Raw genomic sequence first — 18,200 nt, 5'->3', positions numbered from 1 at the left:
CATGGAGCTATGGTTGGCTCCGACTCCCTTGCGGGGTAATGTTTGCTTCGCCAATGTTCAGAGTCGGTACTATCCAAATCGCACGTCCTTAACCCCTTAGAGATGTTTAACAATTCGGTTCATGAGCCTGGAACTAGCACGCATTCCAGGGTAGGAACTTTAACTCTTGCTCTGAACGGAGCCAGTTAAGGCTATAGCTGGTCAGCTACCTGAAAGGGGGGCACGAAGCCCCCGTGCTTCAGCCGGGGGTGCTGACCTTGTTATAATTGGATGATCGAGCAGGCAATCAGGGGCTATGCAAAATCAACCTTCCATTAAACAAGCTAGGCTGGGTGATCCGGAGGCGATCGCATCCGTCATTCAACACATCCTCCCCCTTGAGGATACCACTGTTTACACCCAGCTCAAAAATGATTATCTCGAAATCACCCTAGAATCTCCAGAACTTCCTCATCAGGATTATTCCGTTGATTTAGTTAAACAAATTATTAGTCAAATTCAGCCTCAGCATATTACCAACATTGTCGTTCAAGGTCGAGAATTAGGGCAATTTAACCCCGCCTGGACTCAATCTCTTGACATCACTCAAACCCCCACTCATAAACCACCCAAGCTATCAGCATATCGCTTTCAATGGCCGCGATGGTTCCCTTATCCTAGTTCCTGGTTAAGGGCAACTTGCTTATTTTTATGGGCTTTTATTGTCTTGACTATTTTCGCGCGATGGGGGGGGTTTTGGAGTTCTTTTATCTATGATATATCAAATAATCATCACCTAGCATTGTTGATTTTAGCTATTAGCTTAATTGCAGCAATTGCCGTTTTTTCCTATAGCCATCATTTCATAACATCCGCTTTTAAAACACCTCGAAAATTCTCCAAATATCCCGGTTCACAGAGTATTTGGGAAGGCATACTAGCTGTAATTTTCTTATTTATAGCTACATTAATCTTTCTGATAGTTGTTGTGCCTTTTTATCCTGAAAGCTGTTCCATATACAGCTCTTATTGTCATGTAAGATATTGGGAATCAGCCGAATTGGTAGTTAGTTCAGGTATGTTAGTTTCCTTTATTTCAACCCTGTATTTATATCAGGCGGAATTCTTAATCAGAAAGCACATTTCTCGCCAACAAATCTTAAAATTTGCCTCCATTGCCGCCGTTTCATGTATCATTATGATTAGCTTGCCCATAGGTTATAGGAACTTAGAATACATCAAAGTTATAGTGACCAATATTGTCGCCAATTCCCAAAGTCTAATCGCTACCACAACCCAACAAACAACAGAACCCCTAATTAATTCCGAACCCGCACCACAAGTAGAGATAGACCCACCCACGGAACCCGCACCACAAGTAGAGATAGACCCACCCACAGAACCCGCACCACAAGCAGAGATAGACCCACCCACAGAACCCGCACCAGCAGCAGAGATAGACCCACCCACAGAACCCCTAGTTAATTCAGATCCTTTTGGTGAAGCCGTCCGCAAAGCCATAGAAGCAGCCAATTTAACCCAAACTGCTCAATCAAAACAGGACTGGGAAACCATAGCGCGAAATTGGCAGCTCGCCAGCCAACTCATGCAGGAAGTCTCCTTTGATGACCCTAATTATCTAACTGCTCAAGATCGGGCTGTTCTCTATTACAATAACTACAATTACAGCCAGACCATGGCCACTCAAGCCACCAGCGAAAATTAACCTGCTTTTAACCATGATTTAAACAACCTAAGACAAAATCAGGATGGCGGTTATGTTGGGGGATTATCAGTAGTCCGGTACAATGGCGATCGCTATAACCATCGGCCGAGAGTGAACTATCCTCAGAGTCAAAGGCTGGGAAACTAGCCACTAGCAACAACCAAGACTCTGGGGAAACAACTATTTCCGAAAGTTGGAAAAGATTAGACAGTTAACCACCATTAATCATAATTAACTATTACCCAAAATCATGGCTAAACGAACTGGTACGCCTCCCGTTGTTTACATTGTCATTTTTATCATCATTGGGGGTGTAGGTTATTGGTATTTGAGCCAAAACTCCTCTCCACAACCTGATAATTTAACTACAGTCACAGTGTCCCCACCTTCCACCGTATCCCCTCCACCAACCTCTAATAATACCACCTTTAGCCTACCGACATCAGTTCCTAATGGTACAACTATCAGCATAGATGGTTCTACCGCAATGGTCGCTTTTAATCAAGGCTTAAAATCAAGTTTTGAAAGACAGTTTCCCGGAAGCATAGTTAATACCCAAGCTACCGGAACTGAGAAAGGTATACAAGCATTGATGGCCGGACAAATTGACCTGGCTGCGGTTTCTCGTCCCCTGACTTCTGAAGAGAAAAATCAAGGGTTAGTTGAGGTTCCCATTGCTACAGATCAAATTGCTGTAGTAGTGTCTATTAATAACCCTTTCCGACTGGGGTTAACCTCAGACCAAATTCAGCAGATTTTTACCGGAAAAATAACTAATTGGTCAGCAGTTGGTGGTCCTGATGCAACTATCCGAGTTATTAACCGACCTCCCATTAGTGGAACTCATCAAATGTTCCAAGAAATTGCTCTCCAAGGTCAGAATTTTGGCACTACATCTAATATCACTACTCTTCCCCGTGACGAAACTACTGGAATGCTAAGACAGCTTAATAATGATGGTATTGGTTATGCTACTTACTCTCAGGTGGTAAATCAGCAAACTGTGCGGGTGGTCGCTATTGATGGGGTGACACCAGAAGCTACTAACTATCCCTATCAGCGACCATTATCTTATGTTTACAAAAATCCAGCAAGTCCACCAGTCCAGGCATTTTTGGGTTATGTAACTTCCAGTCAGGGAACACAAACTATATCTGATATTCAACAATAGATAATCAAACTGCCTTGATTAATTCATAATTCATAATTATATCTGCCTACAGTAATTAGGGCGGGTTGATTCATGTTAGTTAACCCGCCCCTATGGGACTATTTACCCTTTTGTTGATTTTTCGCCTGTTCTAAGGCGATTTCTTTCATGGCTTGGAATGAATTAGAATTAGAGGAACCTTCGATCGCTTTCACCGCCAAATCTTGAACTTGTTTTAGAGCGGAGTCTAGTTGTTTGGAGATGCTTTGAATGCGATTTTCTTGATTGCTAATGGTTTCGCTGAGGGATTTAACTCGCAGTTCGTAGAACTGTTTTTGCCCTTCCACTTCTTTACCCCATAAATCTGCCTTAATTTTAGCTTGATAATTGCCGATATTCCGCCCCATGTCTTTACCTTTTTTAATGGCATCTTCCAGGTTTTGCTCAAATTCTGCCACCTTAGTTTTAACTTCTAAGTGTTCTTGTTCTCGTTGAGCGATCGCCGTTTCTTTTTCTAACCATTCTTGCTGCTTTTGCTGTTGCAATTCCTCAAGCTGTTGGTAGAGTTCCGCCTGATTTTGTTGATATTGTTCTTCGTCTAAGTCTCGCTCAAGCTGGAGGTTATATTGATAACTTTCCTGGTCACGCTCCCGGTTTTTAGTCTCCGTCTGATTGCGTTCTTTAACTAACTGTTGATGTTCTTCTTTTTCCTTCTTCCAGGTGGCTTGTTGTCCTTGCCATTCCTGTTCTAAAGTCTCCTGGCGATCGCTTAATTCCTCCTCAAATTCTTTAAAACTCTGATGATACTGCTCAATTAAAACATCTAAAGTATCATCACTTATTGACTCAATATTATGCAGTTCTAGCAAATGCTGTTCCGCCTCTGCTACCCCATTTCGTAATTCTTGCAGTCGGGTAGCTTCTGAGGTTAACTGGTCTGATAATTCACTAATTACCCCCCCAAAACTTGACTGAAGTATAGTTAAGTTATCTAGGGTAGATTGCAATTTTGACTTATTAAACTTAGGAGGTTGTGCGGGTGGTGTAACCGTCTTCACGGGTGTAGTTGCTGGGGGTGTAGGCGGCGGTGGTGGCGCGGCGGCGGGGGATTTACTAATCTCTGCTTTCAGAGCTTCCTGTTCTTTTTGCAGTTCATGATAGGCTGCTAAAATTTCGGCTTTTGTGTTGCGATCGCTAATTTTTGCCATGATCATTTATCTCCGATTTTTGCGAGTTTAATATTTCCGAAATTATTGATTGTTACGATTCCCAGAAAACGCTCTCATTGCCAAATCTTGAGCCTGTTTCATGGTTTCCTGTAACTGTGCCGACAAATTCGTGATTTGTTCATTTTGTCGCTCAATAGTTGCTTCTAAAGATGCCACTTGCAATTCATATCCCTGTTGATTAGATTCCCATTCCTTAGCCAACAGATCCGCCTTCACTTTCGCCTCGCGAGTAGCTTCTTGAATCGCCTCTTCTTTAGCTTTATTTAAAGTCTGTTTTAACTCTTCCTCAAAGGTCGCCACCCGTTGGCGATCGCTCTCAAATTTAGCCTGTTCCGCATTCAACACTTTTTCCCTTTCCTGCCAATTTTTCTGCTTCTCTTTAGTGGTTTCTTGAATCCCACGTTCTATGCGACGTTTCGCTTCCTCATATTGATCAGTTTCAATTTGTCGCTGGCGCTGTAAATTATAGCTATAATCCTCCGCTTCCTGCTGACGATGTTTAGCAGTATTTTCTTGATATTCAGCCACAGCCGCTTCAAAGTCCTGTTCCTCTTTTTCCCATAACTTACGTTCCCTAGCTATCTCTTTTTCCAGGCTTTCTTGGCGTTGGCTGGCTTGTTCCTCTAACAAGTTCATCTTTTCTTGATGTTCTTGGGTTAAAAGATGCAGAACATCAGCCACAACCCGAATTTTCTGGAGTTCCTCCAGTTGCTGAGATTGAATACTAATACCCCGTTTGATCGCATCTAATTTCGCAGATTCGGTTTCCAGTTTTTCCGAGAGTTCCGTGATTACACCACTAAAATCTAGCTGTAAATCTGCTAATCCTTTCACCAGGCTATCAACCGTATAAGTCGCCGCCTGTTCCAGAACCTGTTTCCGTTTCTCCCGTTCGGCTTGTTCTTCTTTCGTGGCTACCTTGGAAACTATATTTTGGCGATCGCTAATAATTTTAGAGAACGCCGCCATAATTTGAGACTGGGTTTCTAAAGATGCTAATTTGCTCATTATTTCACCTCAAATGCTAATTTTAGAGTCAGAAAATACCCCAAAAATGGCTAACTTAACTCTCTTGGGTATCGACAAATCTCCGGATTTTAGCGATACTTATATCTGAGTTGTTTTGATGCTCACTTCTAGCGGGTTTATCCGGGTTTAAAGTTGCTAAAATGGCGCGGAAATTGGGGCAGCGATTACCTTCCCAGCAATAGCAACCATCCATTAATCCGATTAGCAAAGACTTCAAACGTTGATTTTCTTCGAGAACAGCCTGATAGTTTGTCTGAATTGATTTTACCACAAAACTAATATGTTGCAAATCATCAGATAGACTGGAAATATCTTCTAGGGTATGATTTCGGAGGCGATCGCTTAAACTCAAGTTTTCCAGCAGTTGACGTTCCCACAAATCCTTTCGCGTTAACCGGACTACATTTTTCATCAGATACCCTCTAAATTTCAACTGGCTAACCCTCCCCTCGGTAAGAGGAGAGTTAAGCTATCCATCCGATTCAATCCCTAAGACACTGCTACCGGAACTTGTTGATCATTAACCGGAGGTAACATCATCTCATTGTCGCGATCTGAGGGAGAATGAGCCGCCATTAAACAAGCCACTTCATGGGGTGACAAATTATCCAAACAGATCATTTGTCGGGTTCCTTCCAAATCAATCATACGGGACAGGTTAGCCGGATCAGCTAAAACCGCCGCCGCCTGTTCTAAAATCGACCAATCACTACGTTCTACCCAAGACCACTTTAAACTATAGTAATTAATCGGTTTTACCACTCCATTTTCATCCGGTTTCTGACCAGAATGGCGGACAAATTCCGGCACAAAAATCCCCATAGCAGGTTCTACACCTTGGCTTTGTACAGAAGCCACCAACCGGTTAAAATCACTGAGAGAGCGACTTTTAATATAAGTGACCAATACAACACCTTGGGGGAGTTCTCCCGATTCAGCTACAAACCAAATTTGTCCCCATAATGTGTTGTTAGTTTGCCCTAAACTGCCAAAAAATTTGCTAAATTTGATAATCGTCATCGAGCATTTAGAGCCATATTCTTCATCTCCAATCATCCATTTTCCCGATTGGCAATTATTACGGACAGCGATCGGCATTTCCGGCACTAGCATCGCTTCTTTGTGCTTACTTCCAAATACAGAAATTGTGGGTTTTTCGTTAGTTTTATTCATGGTTTCTACAACTCGTGAAAATGTGGACAAAATCAGCGTTTAGCGAATCACAGAAACTGTTTTTTCTGGTTCGGGATAAGTAGATAATGGTTGGGGTTGTGCTTTCAAAATCTTTAAGGCGGCGATCAGTTTCTCTAAAGTGTCCGTGTGAGCGGCAGTAAAATGAATGCTAAATCCTGTACCGTCGCGCGTATAACCCGGACAGACTAGGGACGCTGAACCTAGTTCCTCATGGGTGGCAATATAGAGCCAGTCGTGATCATTTAGTTGGTAATGGGTATCAGTCCAAGTCCTGAGCATGGGATCTGTCCTCCGGTTCGCCATTTCACCCAACATCTGGAAGCCTTAGACTCTACATCTATGGCATGATGTGGTTTTATTGACAGTTGAGCGCTATCAGTAGAGCCTTGGCAGTTGATGCTTTGTTCAACTACATCTATACTAACAAGTGTTGATGGTTTCGTCAAGTTATCAGTTGAAATTTTGTTCAAGGTGTCTTATAATAGAGACCAGGAGGACAATGCCGTGGACGAAACACAAACTTTTGGTAAATTGATCCGTCAGGCTCGCAAGGATAGGGGCTACTCCCAGCGAGAACTGGCGGGGTTGCTTGGTGTGGACTTTACCTATCTATCAAAGCTAGAGAACGATCGCGCTGATTATGCTCCCAAAGAGGAGGTAATCCGGGGTTTAGCGCGAAATTTGGGCATAGATGAGGAGGAGTTAATCTTTTTGGCGGGACGCATTCCCCACCATTACGAGAATTTCCTCAAACAGAATAACCGGGAGATCACAGCGCTATTTCGACGACTTCAGGAAAACCCTAATTTTGCTAAACAGGTATTTGATGCAGCTTCGGGGAAAGATAAGTGAGTATTCTCAAACCCTATCGCTTTTATGCGAAAGAATCTATTGAACGTCGCGCTGATCAGATTCTTCAGCGCATGGCGGCTACCCCTAATTTTGCTCCTCAGTGGCCTTTTGAGTCGAGTTTGGTGGCGGACTTTTTGGATTTGGGGGTAGTATGGGATTACATACCAGCGGACGAACAAGGGGCGATCGCCGCCCGCATTATTCCCGCCTCTAGACAAATTGAGATTAACGAAGAGATTTTAGAAAAACCCCAAGGGTTTATCGAGTCTACGATCGCCCATGAAATCGGACACTGGGTCCTTCATATTAATCAGGATGAGGTGGACGGGGTAGCTCGACAGTTAGAATTGAATCTGGGAAATTACGGTTGGTCATCCTCAACAGCCCAGGAACCATTTGTCTGTCGCAGTGGTGCGGTTTCCTCTCAAATTGCTTCCATTGAATGGCAGGCTCAATATTTTGCCAGTTGTCTGCTGATGCCTCGTCATATTTTGGAGGAAAAGCGATCGGGTCGCGATCTCAGTAAGTGGTCTCATCTCTACAGTATTAGGGATGAGTTGGGGGTGAGTATTTCTAATCTGACTAACCGCCTACAAGATTTGGGTTGGATTACTATTCCCAAAGGTCAGCGCCAAATTTATCTGGGAGAAGCTGATTTAAACAAGCAACAACGGTTATTCGGTTAGGCTGGGGATTTTCAACATCACCCCAGCAATCAACCAGTAATAAACGGCAACGGGGTCGGTATCGAGAGGATACCAGTAGGGGTTGTAACCGATGATGATAATAAAAATCCAGAAGACAATACCATCATTTCTCAGATGAGAATTGCGGACTTGATGATAAGATTTGAAACCTTCGATCATCAGGGTGGTTACCAATATTAAAAAGGCGATCGCTCCTATGATGCCTAATTCGTAGATGAGTTTAGAATAATAGGTTTCTAGTAGCCGTGTGCTACCTAGACTGCGGGTGGCATTAGTCCCTCGTCCGAGTCCATTACCTAATAAGCCTCCGCTATTTCTGAGAGTCCACTGAGTTTGATCTATGACAAATTCGGGAGGGGGGGATGCTATCCAGCGTCCGGTAAAACTTTCAATTCGTCCCTCGGCTAGATTGGGAAATATGACGAGGGTAGTTAACAAAAATAGTCCGATGGCTAAAAAGCTAATTAATAATCGCTTCCAACGAGATATATGACTGGTGGCAACCATTAATAATATCAGCACCACAGGTACGGCCAAAAAAGCGGTTCTCTGACCTGAGATGACGGCATTTATCATGATTAAGAATAGGGAAAATCCGCCAGTTATCTGCCAAGTGATTTTCGGGTCATTGAGGGCAGTTAGAAAAGCAAAAAAGGCACTGGAAATTAAAAACCATGTCCAATGCCATGGGGAGACAAAGGTTCCGGGAAGTCGGATAAAATTGGCTTCTGGTAGGTAGCCCAAAGAACCCCCAACTAGACACTTGCGCTGTAGGTTGGCTGTTAGTAAAAGATGGGGTTCTAAGCCGCTATTGTCTGGACAAACGCCTGTGATGACTAACCAAAATTGAGCGATACCTAGCAGACAACATACTATGGCTAAAACTACCTGTAAACGATTGAGGAAATAGACATCTTTACTTTTACGGATCAGGTAATATCCACAGGTGATTAGGGGGATATATCCGATTAAGATGGCTAATCCGAAAATCCCCATAACTATGGGAATTCCCCTAGGGTCATCACTAAAATGTTGCCCTCCATTGACGATAATTAGGTTAATTAAAGCAATCCCCACAAAGATTAATAGGGGGATTTTGAGATTTTTATTAATCAGAATTTCTTTGCCTTCACGAATTAGAACAACCAGCATTCCTAAGAGTGCGGGAATGTAAAATAATATATTTTTCAGTAAGTGAAAAATAGGTCGATCATCCCCTACCCAATAGGCGATCGTCCCCGCCAAAGGTAAATAAATCAGTAAACCCCATAATCCTTGGCGGGGATATCGGTAGGATAAAGCCGCACAGAAAATGGTGATAATTACATAAATAATCGCGATCGCCCCTAGGTCATTTCCAAACATGACCATAGCGACAATTAATGAGAAAACACTCACCCAACCCAGATAGGGAACTAAGCCTGATGTGTGATTAAATAAAGATTCGGAGTCGGTGACTGTAGGTATCTCGTTTTCTTCCTCTGTGAAAGCGGAGGAATGAGGGGGAGATTCATTTTGATACTGTAATGATGAAGGATGATTGTTGGGTTCTGACATGGATGCACTTTACCCTTACTAATTGTCACCCTGATTCAAATTCGATCGCCCAAATTTGACAAATTCGTTGCTGCTTTTGGGACGGTAGTTGATGGTAGACACTAAGTATCTCTTGGTGGGTGAAATCAACAATTAGGGCAGATATTTGGTTAGGATTTTTAGTCCTGACCAAGGCAGATTTTAATTGTTCGAGATCAGCCATTCGTTAATTAAGTTATTCAGATGGGGAATTGGGGGACTCCGAGGGTAGCGGTGAATTGGTTAAGTCCGTTGGCGGGTTGACTGTCCGATCACCCTCGGAATTGGGACGCGGGTTCATATCCTCGGATTCTAGGGTTTCGGTAAATTCGGTTAATTGTTGAAAGAGGCGATCGCTGATCCTAAACATGATCGGATCTTCTGGCTGATTCTCTGCCATGTCCTTGACTCCACGAATTTAGATCAGTTGTTTAACCAAGGGGATGATAATTCCGATTAGAGACCCCCCCAATAGGGAAAATAAGCATAAGATACTGACCCCAAAGCCAATCATCCGCTTTTCCGCCGCCTGATAGTATCCCCACGCATAGAGAATGCGCCCAACTATCCATACTGCCCCCAAACCCGCAGCCACTAAGGGACTGACAAACTCAGAAAACAGCCACAACGCTGGAAGGAACATAATTAACTGTTCTAGGGTATTTTGCTGTACCCGCAAAACTCTTTCAAAGTTGGGATCGCCTGTCATGTCAGGAGGCATAACCTTATATTTCATTCTAGCTCTACCTACGTTGATGGTGACAACCAGGTATAGGATAAGCGCAGATGCAGTGATTAGGCTTGGCCAAGGTGACATAGATTGATTGCCTCGTGAGTATCTACCACAATATTAACCTGCTTCGCCATTTTGGGTGGGAATTTCTCCGTATCTACCCTCAGACAGGTTTTTAGCCCATTGTGATCACAGTCACATAAATTTGGTCAAATGATCACAATCATTCAAACTAGCCGATCACGAGACTTTTTCAGGATTATCACGGTATCGGCGGATAGTCGTCACGGCAATCTTACGGCAGATCGTCAATAATCGATATTGTTGAAACCGAGAGATAGGTAAGTTAACCGTGATTCTGAACCCACAACTATTAAATCTTATTTCCATCGAAAAGTCAAGATATTTCCAGGAAATTAATCTGAAGTCCAAGCTGGAAGTCATCTTCACTAAAATGGTCAGCAAGTTGGGTTTAAATAATCACCAAAACTTGCATCATGAACATCCCCATTTTTCGAGGAACTATCAAGATAATACTACCATGAATATTGACATCCTAAATCGCCCAATAGTTCAGGACATTTTAGTTGATAGTAATACCATGGAGAATATTGATCAATATCCCATTAACATCCTCCACAATATTGCTCTAGCGGAAACTGTATCGTAAGATTTACTATCAAAATATCAGGATTCGGCAGCTACAGCAAGAAAACAGAAAGCTGAAAGAACTAGCTTTTTTGGATGATTTAACGCAATTAGCAAATCGACGTAAGTTCTATCTTTATATGGAACATACTTTACCAAGCCAAAAAGGACAACCCATCTCTTTAATTCTCTTAGACATAGATTTTTTCAAGCCCTACAATGATAATTATGGTCACTTAGCGGGAGATTTATGTCTGCCAAGAATTGCCAAAGCTATTCAAGAAGCTATCACGGCTTCTCATAAGCAAAAGCCCTACTTAGCCGCCCGCTACGGTGGTGAAGAGTTTGCGATTATCCTACCGGGTCTTAAATTAAAAGAAGCCCTGAATGTAGCGAACCAAATTCGCCTGAAGGTTTTGGCTAAAAATATCCCCCACTGTGGGTCTGAGATTGGTTCATGTATTACGCTAAGTGCGGGAGTTGCCAGTCAAATTATTGGGGATGATTTATCACCAGAAGACCTGATATTAAGTGCAGATAGGGGATTGGATCAAGCGAAAAATAGCGGGCGTAACCGAGTTTTATCAGAGTCTTGATTGGCAATTAATTCTCCTAAAGTTTTCATAGCCATATCTATTTTGGGGGACCAAAGTAAACCACAATTTAAGCGAAAGCAGTTTTGATAGTTTCCTGATGCAGAAAACATGGTTCCAGGAGCAATGCTAATTTGGCGTTGGTAGGCTTCTTGGTAAAGTGCGATCGCATCAAAATGGGGTGGAAGTTCTACCCATAAGACGTGACCTCCTGTGGGGCGCGTTACTTTAGTTTCTGGGGGAAAATAATCACAAATTGCCTGAGTCATTCGTAAAACCTGTTCCCCATAAGCCCGTCGTAGGTGTCGGAGATGGCGGTCATAACCTCCATTGGCTAAAAAGGCAGCGATCGCTAATTGATTAGCTGCCGCTGTGACAATGTTAGTAAACAATTTGAGTTGTTCGACGGTGTTTTGATAACGACCAGCGACCACCCAACCTACCCGCAAACCGGGAGAAATGGTTTTACTACAAGAAGAGCAATATAAAACCAAACCCTTTTTATCAAACGCTTTAATCGCCTTCGGACGCATCTCATCAAAACCTAAATCTCCATAAACGTCATCTTCCACCAAAGGAATATCGTAGCGTTCCAGAATTTCCACTAAGGCTTTTTTCTTGCTATCTTCCATACAGCTTCCCAGGGGATTACTAAAATTGGAAACGATCGCACAAGCAGCCACCTGACCTTGACTCAGGGCGTTTTCCAAATCTGGTAATGATAAGCCGGATCGCGGGTGGGTGGGAAGTTCCAACGCTTTTAGGTGTAGAGATTGCAAAATTTCTAACAATCCATAATAGGATGGGGACTCGATCGCCACTGTATCCCCCGGTTTTGTGATCGCGCGTAGAGATAAATACATCCCCTCTGTCGTCCCATTCACAATCAAAATTTGGTCTGGGGTGAGGGAACAACCCGCATCCATTAATCTCCTGGCTACTTCATCGCGTAAAGGTTCCAACCCTGGTAGCGCGTTATAGGAGTGACAGACTTCTGGGTTTTGACGCATTACCTGTCCCATCAGTCGATTTAATGCGGCGAGGGGGAATAGTTCCGGGTCAGGGACGGCCGCACCGAGTTTAATCATTCCTGGTTCCCGTAGGACTTTATTGATCTTAAAAGCTATTGAGGTATCTACGTTACAGGCTAGTCCCGGAGGGGCTGAGGAGGTGGGTTCTGCGGGTGGAAGTGACAGAATATGGCGAACATAGTACCCCGACTGAGGACGCGCGACAATTAGCCCTCTGTCTTCGAGGAGGCGATAGGCTTCTAATACTGTGGTGATGCTAACACTCATCTGTTGGTGCATTTTGCGGACTGAGGGAATGCGCGAGCCTGGTTTCAGGGTCCCTTCTTTAATGAGGGACTGAATGCGGTTGGCTACCTGTTCATACAAATTCACTCCGGGAGACTTTTCCACGGGTCTGGCTTTCATGGTCATACCTCCAAATCCCTTACAAGGATACAGTTGCTGATTTTCTTACCATAACAGTTGCCAAAAATTAAACTGTTATGGCTACAATTCATCATAACTGCATCTGTTATTTTTGGCTAGGGTAGGTCATACTTTTTATAGAGTGATCGAAATTTACTTATTTTGGCGATCGCTTATTTATGTGAACCGCGATAAATAAGGGAGTTTAAAGTTAGCATCTCCTCTACTTTATGGTTTGTTACAACTGAATATTCATGGAGGAATTGTGGCGATGAAATCAACGGAACGAACTGCTTGTAGTACCATGCCATTGACGGGTAATGCTTTGGTGAATTATTCCGGCATTTACCCCAAAAAAGGTATTGTTAATTGGTGGCAAAAAATACCTAGTTTATTGTGTAATTTTCTGCTGGGTGGCGGGGATATCAGAATCTCTGAAAGTTATGATCAAGATGGTGATTTAGTCTGGGATGTTTATGACCCTTTCACTCGGCGCAATCAACGTTTTTATACGGAACAAGATGTCAGAATTTGGTTAGAATCCCGCTATTCTAAATAATCCGCCGATTATTTATCAACCCAATATCTGAGGGATATCTATTGAGTCTGTCAGTAGGTTAGACCCTACTTATACCCAATTTTTGATTCAGGGGGTTTTTATGGTGAAACAACAGAATTGGCAAAATCATCGGTTATTATCCCGATCGCATCTTTGGGGCGATCGTCTCATCAAACTGATACACAATACCATCGAATTTAGTCTCTTTTATGGTGAATATATAGTCATACCTCCCGACCAAAGACTAAAGCAACTGTCTCATAAATAAGACCAGATCACCTAACCCCCTAACCACCCTCTCCCAGAAGGTGAGAAGGTGGGGGGGTGGGGGCTGATTTCTGTATTGATTGAGAATGGCTATATAGAATGGGACTAGAGTAACTGTCAACAATTCACATGATTGGGAATTATTCAATGGCTGAAAACTTAGGAAATAAATATCAATTTTGGGTAGATAGAGGCGGTACATTTACAGATATTGTCGCGCGGAAACCAGACGGTAGTTTAGTGACCCATAAACTCCTATCAGAAAATCCTCAACGTTATCAGGATGCTGTGGTAGCTGGTATCAAAGAAATTTTAGGAATTGGTTTGCATCAACCCATCCCAGAAAATTGTATTTCTGAGGTAAAAATGGGAACCACAGTAGCAACCAATGCACTCCTGGAACGCCAAGGCGATCGCACCCTATTAATCATCACCAAAGGCTTTAAAGATGCTCTCCGCATTGGCTATCAAAATCGCCCCGATATTTTTGCCCAAGAAATCATTTTACCATCTTTGCTATATGAAAGGGTAATCGAAGCAGAAGAACGCTACAGCGCCCAAGGGGAAGAACTGCAACCTCTCCAATTAGAACCCTTAAAAATCGCCCTACAAAAGGCTTATCAAGACGGAATTCGCAGTTGTGCGATCGCCCTAATGCACAGCTACCGCTACCCCAAACACGAACAACAAATCGCCCAACTAGCCGCCGAAATTGGCTTTACCCAAATTTCCGCATCCCACCAAATTAGCCCCCTAATGAAGCTAATCAGCCGGGGAGATACCACCGTAGTGGATGCTTACCTCTCACCCATTTTAAGGCGTTATATTGATAAAGTTGCCCAGGAATTATATGGCAACCAGCCCCCAATAGATGCAGTATCTAGCCCGCCGCAAAACCTGCCTAAATTAATGTTTATGCAGTCCAATGGTGCTTTAACTAACGCCCAAAACTTCCAAGGAAAAGACAGCATTTTATCAGGACCTGCTGGCGGCATTGTCGGCGCAGTGAAAACCAGTAAACAGGCAGGTTTTGACAAAATTATCACCTTTGATATGGGTGGAACATCCACAGATGTCGCGCATTATAATGGCGAATATGAAAGACAATTTGAGACCGAAATTGCGGGAGTCAGAATGCGAACGCCTATCCTTTCTATTCATACTGTAGCAGCCGGGGGAGGTTCAATTTTATGCTTTGACGGTTTCCGCTATCGTGTCGGTCCAGAGTCTGCGGGTGCTGATCCAGGTCCCGCTTGCTATGGTGGTGGGGGACCTTTAACAGTTACTGACTGTAACGTAATGTTAGGCAAAATTAGACCCGAATTTTTCCCCCAAGTATTCGGACCCCAAGCCAATTCACCCCTTGATGCAGAAGTAGTTAAAGCCAAATTTAACCAGTTAGCCGCAGATATTACTCAAGCCACCGGAGACCCTCGCCAACCGGAAGAAGTGGCGGCGGGTTTTATTGCGATCGCCGTAGAAAATATGGCTAATGCGATTAAGAAAATATCCCTACAGCGGGGTTATGACGTATCCGAATATACCCTCTGTTGCTTTGGCGGCGCAGGAGGTCAACACGCCTGTGCGATCGCAGATACATTAGGCATTACACGGGTGTTTATTCATCCCTACGCTGGCGTTTTATCTGCCTATGGCATGGCCCTAGCAGATGTAGGTAACATCCGCGAGAAAGCCATAGAAGCCACGCTAAACGAACATTTATTAGCAGATATCACCCCAGTTTTAGCCGATTTAGAAACCGAAATGCGATCGGAACTTGACCCCCACAATTCCCCCAACGACATAGTTTTTTATCGCGCTAATTTAAAATATCAGGGGACTGACTCCACCCTAACCGTCCCATTTTCCCCCCAAGTCGAACCCATGAAAGCCGCCTTTGAAACCGAACACCGCACCCGTTATGGTTTTGTCAAAGCCGACAAAAAATTAATAGTTGAATCTGTATCCGTCGAAGTAGTCCGCCAGATGGAAAATCCCCCGGAAACCATATTATCTCGTCGAAATGATCAACCCCCATCTCCTATTGCTACCGTCCCTATGTTTGCTAATCAGAAATGGCAACAAACCCCCGTATTTCCCAGAGAGATTTTACAGCCAGGAGATGAAGTAATCGGACCCGCGATTATTCTTGAAGCCACCGGAACTAATATTGTTGAACCAGGTTGGTCTGCCCAATTAACCGAACGCAATCACTTAGTTTTAGCCAAAATTTCCCAGCCCCAAACCTCCCCCATTGACACCAATACCTTGACCAATAAACCAGATCCCGTGCGTCTGGAAATTTTTAAAAACCTGTTTCAGTTTATCGCTGAACAGATGGGAATTACCCTACAAAATACCGCATCATCAGTTAACATTAAAGAACGCCTAGATTTTTCCTGTGCAATTTTCGATGAATTGGGGGAACTCGTAGCTAACGCTCCCCATATTCCTGTACATTTAGGCTCTATGGGAGAAAGTGTCCGCAGCCTAATTAAAGCCAAAGCCGAAACTCTCAAATCTGGGGATGTTTATATGCTAAATAATCCCTATGATGGCGGGACTCACTTACCTGATATTACCGTCATTACTCCAGTATTTGATACCGCCGGATTAAACATTTTATTTTATGTAGCATCTCGCGGTCATCATGCTGACCTGGGAGGGATAACACCCGGTTCTATGCCGCCCCATAGTCAAACAGTCTTGGAAGAAGGGATTGTAATCGATAAGTTCCAGTTAGTTGATAGTGGCAAATTCCGAGAAGCAGAAGTGCTGAAATTATTAACTCATCATCCCTACCCGGCGCGGAACCCGGAGACTAATATTGCTGACCTACAAGCACAAATTGCGGCTAATGAAAAAGGGGTGACGGAATTACAGAAAATGGTCGCACAATATGGGTTAGCTACAGTCCAGGCTTATATGAAATTTGTCCAGGATAATGCTGAGGAGTGCGTTAGAAAGGCTATTGATGTTCTGCGGGATGGTCAGTTTATTTATATTCTGGATAATGGGGGAGTTATTCAAGTGGCGATTAGCATTAATCGCCAAAACCGCAGCGCCAAAATAGATTTCACCGGAACTTCTCGACAATTGGAAAGTAATTTTAATGCGCCCCAGGCGGTTTGTAAAGCGGCGGTTTTGTATGTATTTCGGACTTTGGTGGCTGATAGTATTCCCCTCAATGCTGGATGTCTAAAACCTTTGGAAATTGTCATCCCTCAAGGCTGTATGCTTAACCCCAAATTTCCGGCGGCTGTAGTAGCGGGAAATGTCGAAACTTCTCAGGCTGTGGTTGATGCTTTATATGGCGCTTTGGGGGTTATGGCGGCTTCCCAGGGAACTATGAATAATTTGACCTTTGGAAGCGATCGCTATCAGTATTATGAAACCATCTGCGGCGGATCTGGCGCAGGTCCAAATTTTCACGGGACCGACGCGGTACATACTCACATGACTAATTCTCGCCTAACTGATCCAGAAGTGTTAGAATGGCGTTATCCAGTTCTGATCGATGCTTTTGCTATTCGCCCCCACAGCGGCGGCGGCGGAAACTATCGCGGTGGTAATGGTATTATCCGCCAAATTCGATTTTTGGAGGAAATGACTGCCACTATCCTATCGGGACATCGCATCATTCCACCTTTTGGTATGGCTGGGGGTGAACCGGGTATGGTGGGGCGTAATTCCATTACTCGCCAAAATGGGACTGTTGAAGATCTCGGTAGTACGGCGATCGCCCTTATGGGTATAGGGGATGTGTTGACCATCCAAACTCCCGGCGGCGGGGGATATGGTGCGCCACAATAACCTATAATAGGCTAGAAACCTCTTTGACCATGGGGAGTTTGTCTAAACCCATAGACATATTGACTCCCCTTTTGGTATCGCCTAACATATAATACATAATGCTATATGATCTTCAGCTAAGTTGACCCGGATTTAGTTAATCATTTAATCGGATTGAGTCAGTATAAATACTGGTCAAAAATATAATCCTTTCCCTTGTATAACCCGCCTGAAATACTATAATCACCACGGTCAGACTTAAACCCAGATACCCCCTAAGTGTCAGTCCTTGATTTTCATTAATGATATTACTAGCACCTAAAAATGTAGCCAGAATAGCATTTTTTTTGAGGGAGTTAGTAGTAGCTTTCCCCCAGGATACCAACTAACATATTCAGCCTAAATATATGAACGAAAAAGACGAATTTCTTTACCCCAAAACCCGTTATCGTGGAGAATTTAGCCCCCAAAATATGATGTTTAACTCTAACCTCCAAGAGTTTGCACATAAGGTGAACTATATCTGTGGGTTAGAAACCAATGGTAAACTGAGTTCCGAAGTGGCTTACCAAAGAATCAAACAACTCTGGAAAGAATTAAAAGAGTCCAAAAAGAATCTTAATATTGGCGAAAATTCAGCCAACCAAGACCCAGAATAACTAGCCATGGTCTGCATAACTACAAGCCAGGGATAAAATCCCTAATTTTCCCACAAAATTAGCCCATATTCA

Annotated in this window: 21 protein-coding genes; 10 read left to right on the top strand and 11 right to left on the bottom strand. The window is 43.4% G+C overall.

The annotated features are described in order from the left end of the window. The first annotated feature begins 295 nt into the window (after positions 1–295). Positions 296–1,705 (top strand): hypothetical protein, encoded by a 1,410-nt coding sequence (locus XZ46_RS02110; RefSeq protein WP_008056744.1) that lies wholly within the window; start codon positions 296–298, stop codon positions 1,703–1,705. Between the two features lie 7 nt (positions 1,706–1,712). On the opposite strand, the gene XZ46_RS33725 is transcribed toward XZ46_RS02110, so the two are convergent. Further along, entirely contained in the window at positions 1,713–1,856 is a 144-nt protein-coding gene (locus XZ46_RS33725; RefSeq protein ID WP_157234580.1) for a hypothetical protein, read from the bottom strand. A gap of 99 nt (positions 1,857–1,955) precedes the next feature. Here XZ46_RS33725 and XZ46_RS02105 point away from each other — a divergent pair, with 99 nt between their 5' ends. Further along, the gene (locus XZ46_RS02105; RefSeq protein ID WP_008056746.1) at positions 1,956–2,876 is read left to right on the top strand and encodes a phosphate ABC transporter substrate-binding protein; all 921 of its coding nucleotides are present in this window, start codon (positions 1,956–1,958) and stop codon (positions 2,874–2,876) included. Between the two features lie 98 nt (positions 2,877–2,974). Here the strand turns inward: XZ46_RS02105 and XZ46_RS02100 are convergent, their stop codons facing one another. The 5 genes from XZ46_RS02100 to XZ46_RS02080 all read right to left on the bottom strand — a co-directional run bounded on the left by XZ46_RS02100 (position 2,975) and on the right by XZ46_RS02080 (position 6,586). Then, complete coding sequence (locus XZ46_RS02100; protein WP_008056748.1) at positions 2,975–4,063, bottom strand: coiled-coil domain-containing protein; 1,089 nt, start codon at positions 4,061–4,063, stop codon at positions 2,975–2,977. Between the two features lie 42 nt (positions 4,064–4,105). Next, on the bottom strand, positions 4,106–5,092 hold the full coding sequence (locus tag XZ46_RS02095; RefSeq protein WP_008056749.1) for a coiled-coil domain-containing protein: 987 nt from the start codon (positions 5,090–5,092) through the stop codon (positions 4,106–4,108). A gap of 55 nt (positions 5,093–5,147) precedes the next feature. After that, complete coding sequence (locus XZ46_RS02090; RefSeq protein WP_008056750.1) at positions 5,148–5,525, bottom strand: hypothetical protein; 378 nt, start codon at positions 5,523–5,525, stop codon at positions 5,148–5,150. 77 nt (positions 5,526–5,602) lie between these two features. Continuing rightward, complete coding sequence (locus XZ46_RS02085) at positions 5,603–6,286, bottom strand: hypothetical protein (protein WP_006621829.1); 684 nt, start codon at positions 6,284–6,286, stop codon at positions 5,603–5,605. 39 nt (positions 6,287–6,325) lie between these two features. Further along, entirely contained in the window at positions 6,326–6,586 is a 261-nt protein-coding gene (locus XZ46_RS02080) for a hypothetical protein (protein WP_048894893.1), read from the bottom strand. A 225-nt stretch (positions 6,587–6,811) separates the two neighbouring features. Between XZ46_RS02080 and XZ46_RS02075 the strand changes: the two genes are divergently transcribed. Next, positions 6,812–7,159, top strand: coding sequence for a helix-turn-helix domain-containing protein (locus XZ46_RS02075; RefSeq protein ID WP_006621831.1), 348 nt, complete (start codon positions 6,812–6,814; stop codon positions 7,157–7,159). Further along, positions 7,156–7,845: a M78 family metallopeptidase domain-containing protein gene (locus tag XZ46_RS02070; protein ID WP_008056756.1), complete on the top strand. Its 690-nt coding sequence runs from the start codon at positions 7,156–7,158 to the stop codon at positions 7,843–7,845. The genes XZ46_RS02075 and XZ46_RS02070 overlap by 4 nt, the downstream gene beginning before the upstream one ends. Here the strand turns inward: XZ46_RS02070 and XZ46_RS02065 are convergent. Genes XZ46_RS02065 through XZ46_RS02055 form a run of 4 tightly spaced genes read right to left on the bottom strand, consistent with a single transcriptional unit; the run spans position 7,834 to position 10,258 of the window. Beyond that, positions 7,834–9,423 carry a hypothetical protein gene (locus XZ46_RS02065; RefSeq protein WP_008056758.1) on the bottom strand — a complete coding sequence of 530 codons (1,590 nt, stop codon included), beginning with the start codon at positions 9,421–9,423 and terminating at the stop codon, positions 7,834–7,836. The two genes, XZ46_RS02070 and XZ46_RS02065, sit on opposite strands and share 12 nt — an antisense overlap. 25 nt (positions 9,424–9,448) lie before the next feature. Then, positions 9,449–9,625: a hypothetical protein gene (locus tag XZ46_RS35130; RefSeq protein WP_006621834.1), complete on the bottom strand. Its 177-nt coding sequence runs from the start codon at positions 9,623–9,625 to the stop codon at positions 9,449–9,451. Between the two features lie 12 nt (positions 9,626–9,637). Beyond that, positions 9,638–9,841, bottom strand: coding sequence for a hypothetical protein (locus XZ46_RS02060; protein ID WP_006621835.1), 204 nt, complete (start codon positions 9,839–9,841; stop codon positions 9,638–9,640). Between the two features lie 18 nt (positions 9,842–9,859). Continuing rightward, complete coding sequence (locus XZ46_RS02055) at positions 9,860–10,258, bottom strand: MAPEG family protein (protein WP_006668838.1); 399 nt, start codon at positions 10,256–10,258, stop codon at positions 9,860–9,862. Between the two features lie 268 nt (positions 10,259–10,526). Between XZ46_RS02055 and XZ46_RS02050 the strand changes: the two genes are divergently transcribed. Then, on the top strand, positions 10,527–10,844 hold the full coding sequence (locus tag XZ46_RS02050; RefSeq protein WP_228116458.1) for a hypothetical protein: 318 nt from the start codon (positions 10,527–10,529) through the stop codon (positions 10,842–10,844). A gap of 70 nt (positions 10,845–10,914) precedes the next feature. After that, positions 10,915–11,418 (top strand): GGDEF domain-containing protein, encoded by a 504-nt coding sequence (locus tag XZ46_RS02045; RefSeq protein WP_008056766.1) that lies wholly within the window; start codon positions 10,915–10,917, stop codon positions 11,416–11,418. Here XZ46_RS02045 and XZ46_RS02040 read toward each other — a convergent pair. Further along, complete coding sequence (locus XZ46_RS02040) at positions 11,373–12,851, bottom strand: aminotransferase-like domain-containing protein (RefSeq protein WP_035759901.1); 1,479 nt, start codon at positions 12,849–12,851, stop codon at positions 11,373–11,375. The genes XZ46_RS02045 and XZ46_RS02040 overlap by 46 nt on opposite strands. 271 nt (positions 12,852–13,122) lie before the next feature. Between XZ46_RS02040 and XZ46_RS02035 the strand changes: the two genes are divergently transcribed. The 4 genes from XZ46_RS02035 to XZ46_RS02020 all read left to right on the top strand — a co-directional run bounded on the left by XZ46_RS02035 (position 13,123) and on the right by XZ46_RS02020 (position 18,128). Then, positions 13,123–13,410 (top strand): hypothetical protein, encoded by a 288-nt coding sequence (locus XZ46_RS02035; RefSeq protein ID WP_228116457.1) that lies wholly within the window; start codon positions 13,123–13,125, stop codon positions 13,408–13,410. 100 nt (positions 13,411–13,510) lie between these two features. After that, a complete protein-coding gene (locus XZ46_RS27910; protein WP_155839093.1) occupies positions 13,511–13,678 on the top strand; it encodes a hypothetical protein in 168 nt (55 codons plus the stop codon). Between the two features lie 146 nt (positions 13,679–13,824). Then, a complete protein-coding gene (locus XZ46_RS02030; protein ID WP_008056769.1) occupies positions 13,825–17,490 on the top strand; it encodes a hydantoinase B/oxoprolinase family protein in 3,666 nt (1,221 codons plus the stop codon). A 386-nt stretch (positions 17,491–17,876) separates the two neighbouring features. Continuing rightward, entirely contained in the window at positions 17,877–18,128 is a 252-nt protein-coding gene (locus XZ46_RS02020; RefSeq protein ID WP_006621845.1) for a DUF7219 family protein, read from the top strand. Positions 18,129–18,200: the final 72 nt, after the last annotated feature.

The organism is Limnospira indica PCC 8005, assembly GCF_000973065.1.
Lineage (GTDB): Bacteria > Cyanobacteriota > Cyanobacteriia > Cyanobacteriales > Microcoleaceae > Limnospira > Limnospira fusiformis.
This window is presented reverse-complemented; position numbering and strand designations above follow the sequence as displayed.

Excerpts from the sequence above, each read along its gene's own strand:
- XZ46_RS02110 (WP_008056744.1), top strand. The coding sequence starts at position 296 with ATGCAAAATCAACCTTCCATTAAACAAGCTAGGCTGGGTGATCCGGAG.
- XZ46_RS02105 (WP_008056746.1), top strand. The coding sequence starts at position 1,956 with ATGGCTAAACGAACTGGTACGCCTCCCGTTGTTTACATTGTCATTTTT.
- XZ46_RS02100 (WP_008056748.1), bottom strand. The coding sequence starts at position 4,063 with ATGGCAAAAATTAGCGATCGCAACACAAAAGCCGAAATTTTAGCAGCC.
- XZ46_RS02095 (WP_008056749.1), bottom strand. The coding sequence starts at position 5,092 with ATGAGCAAATTAGCATCTTTAGAAACCCAGTCTCAAATTATGGCGGCG.
- XZ46_RS02090 (WP_008056750.1), bottom strand. The coding sequence starts at position 5,525 with ATGAAAAATGTAGTCCGGTTAACGCGAAAGGATTTGTGGGAACGTCAA.
- XZ46_RS02085 (WP_006621829.1), bottom strand. The coding sequence starts at position 6,286 with ATGAATAAAACTAACGAAAAACCCACAATTTCTGTATTTGGAAGTAAG.
- XZ46_RS02080 (WP_048894893.1), bottom strand. The coding sequence starts at position 6,586 with ATGCTCAGGACTTGGACTGATACCCATTACCAACTAAATGATCACGAC.
- XZ46_RS02065 (WP_008056758.1), bottom strand. The coding sequence starts at position 9,423 with ATGTCAGAACCCAACAATCATCCTTCATCATTACAGTATCAAAATGAA.
- XZ46_RS35130 (WP_006621834.1), bottom strand. The coding sequence starts at position 9,625 with ATGGCTGATCTCGAACAATTAAAATCTGCCTTGGTCAGGACTAAAAAT.
- XZ46_RS02060 (WP_006621835.1), bottom strand. The coding sequence starts at position 9,841 with ATGGCAGAGAATCAGCCAGAAGATCCGATCATGTTTAGGATCAGCGAT.
- XZ46_RS02055 (WP_006668838.1), bottom strand. The coding sequence starts at position 10,258 with ATGTCACCTTGGCCAAGCCTAATCACTGCATCTGCGCTTATCCTATAC.
- XZ46_RS02040 (WP_035759901.1), bottom strand. The coding sequence starts at position 12,851 with ATGAAAGCCAGACCCGTGGAAAAGTCTCCCGGAGTGAATTTGTATGAA.
- XZ46_RS02035 (WP_228116457.1), top strand. The coding sequence starts at position 13,123 with ATGAAATCAACGGAACGAACTGCTTGTAGTACCATGCCATTGACGGGT.
- XZ46_RS27910 (WP_155839093.1), top strand. The coding sequence starts at position 13,511 with ATGGTGAAACAACAGAATTGGCAAAATCATCGGTTATTATCCCGATCG.
- XZ46_RS02030 (WP_008056769.1), top strand. The coding sequence starts at position 13,825 with ATGGCTGAAAACTTAGGAAATAAATATCAATTTTGGGTAGATAGAGGC.
- XZ46_RS02020 (WP_006621845.1), top strand. The coding sequence starts at position 17,877 with ATGAACGAAAAAGACGAATTTCTTTACCCCAAAACCCGTTATCGTGGA.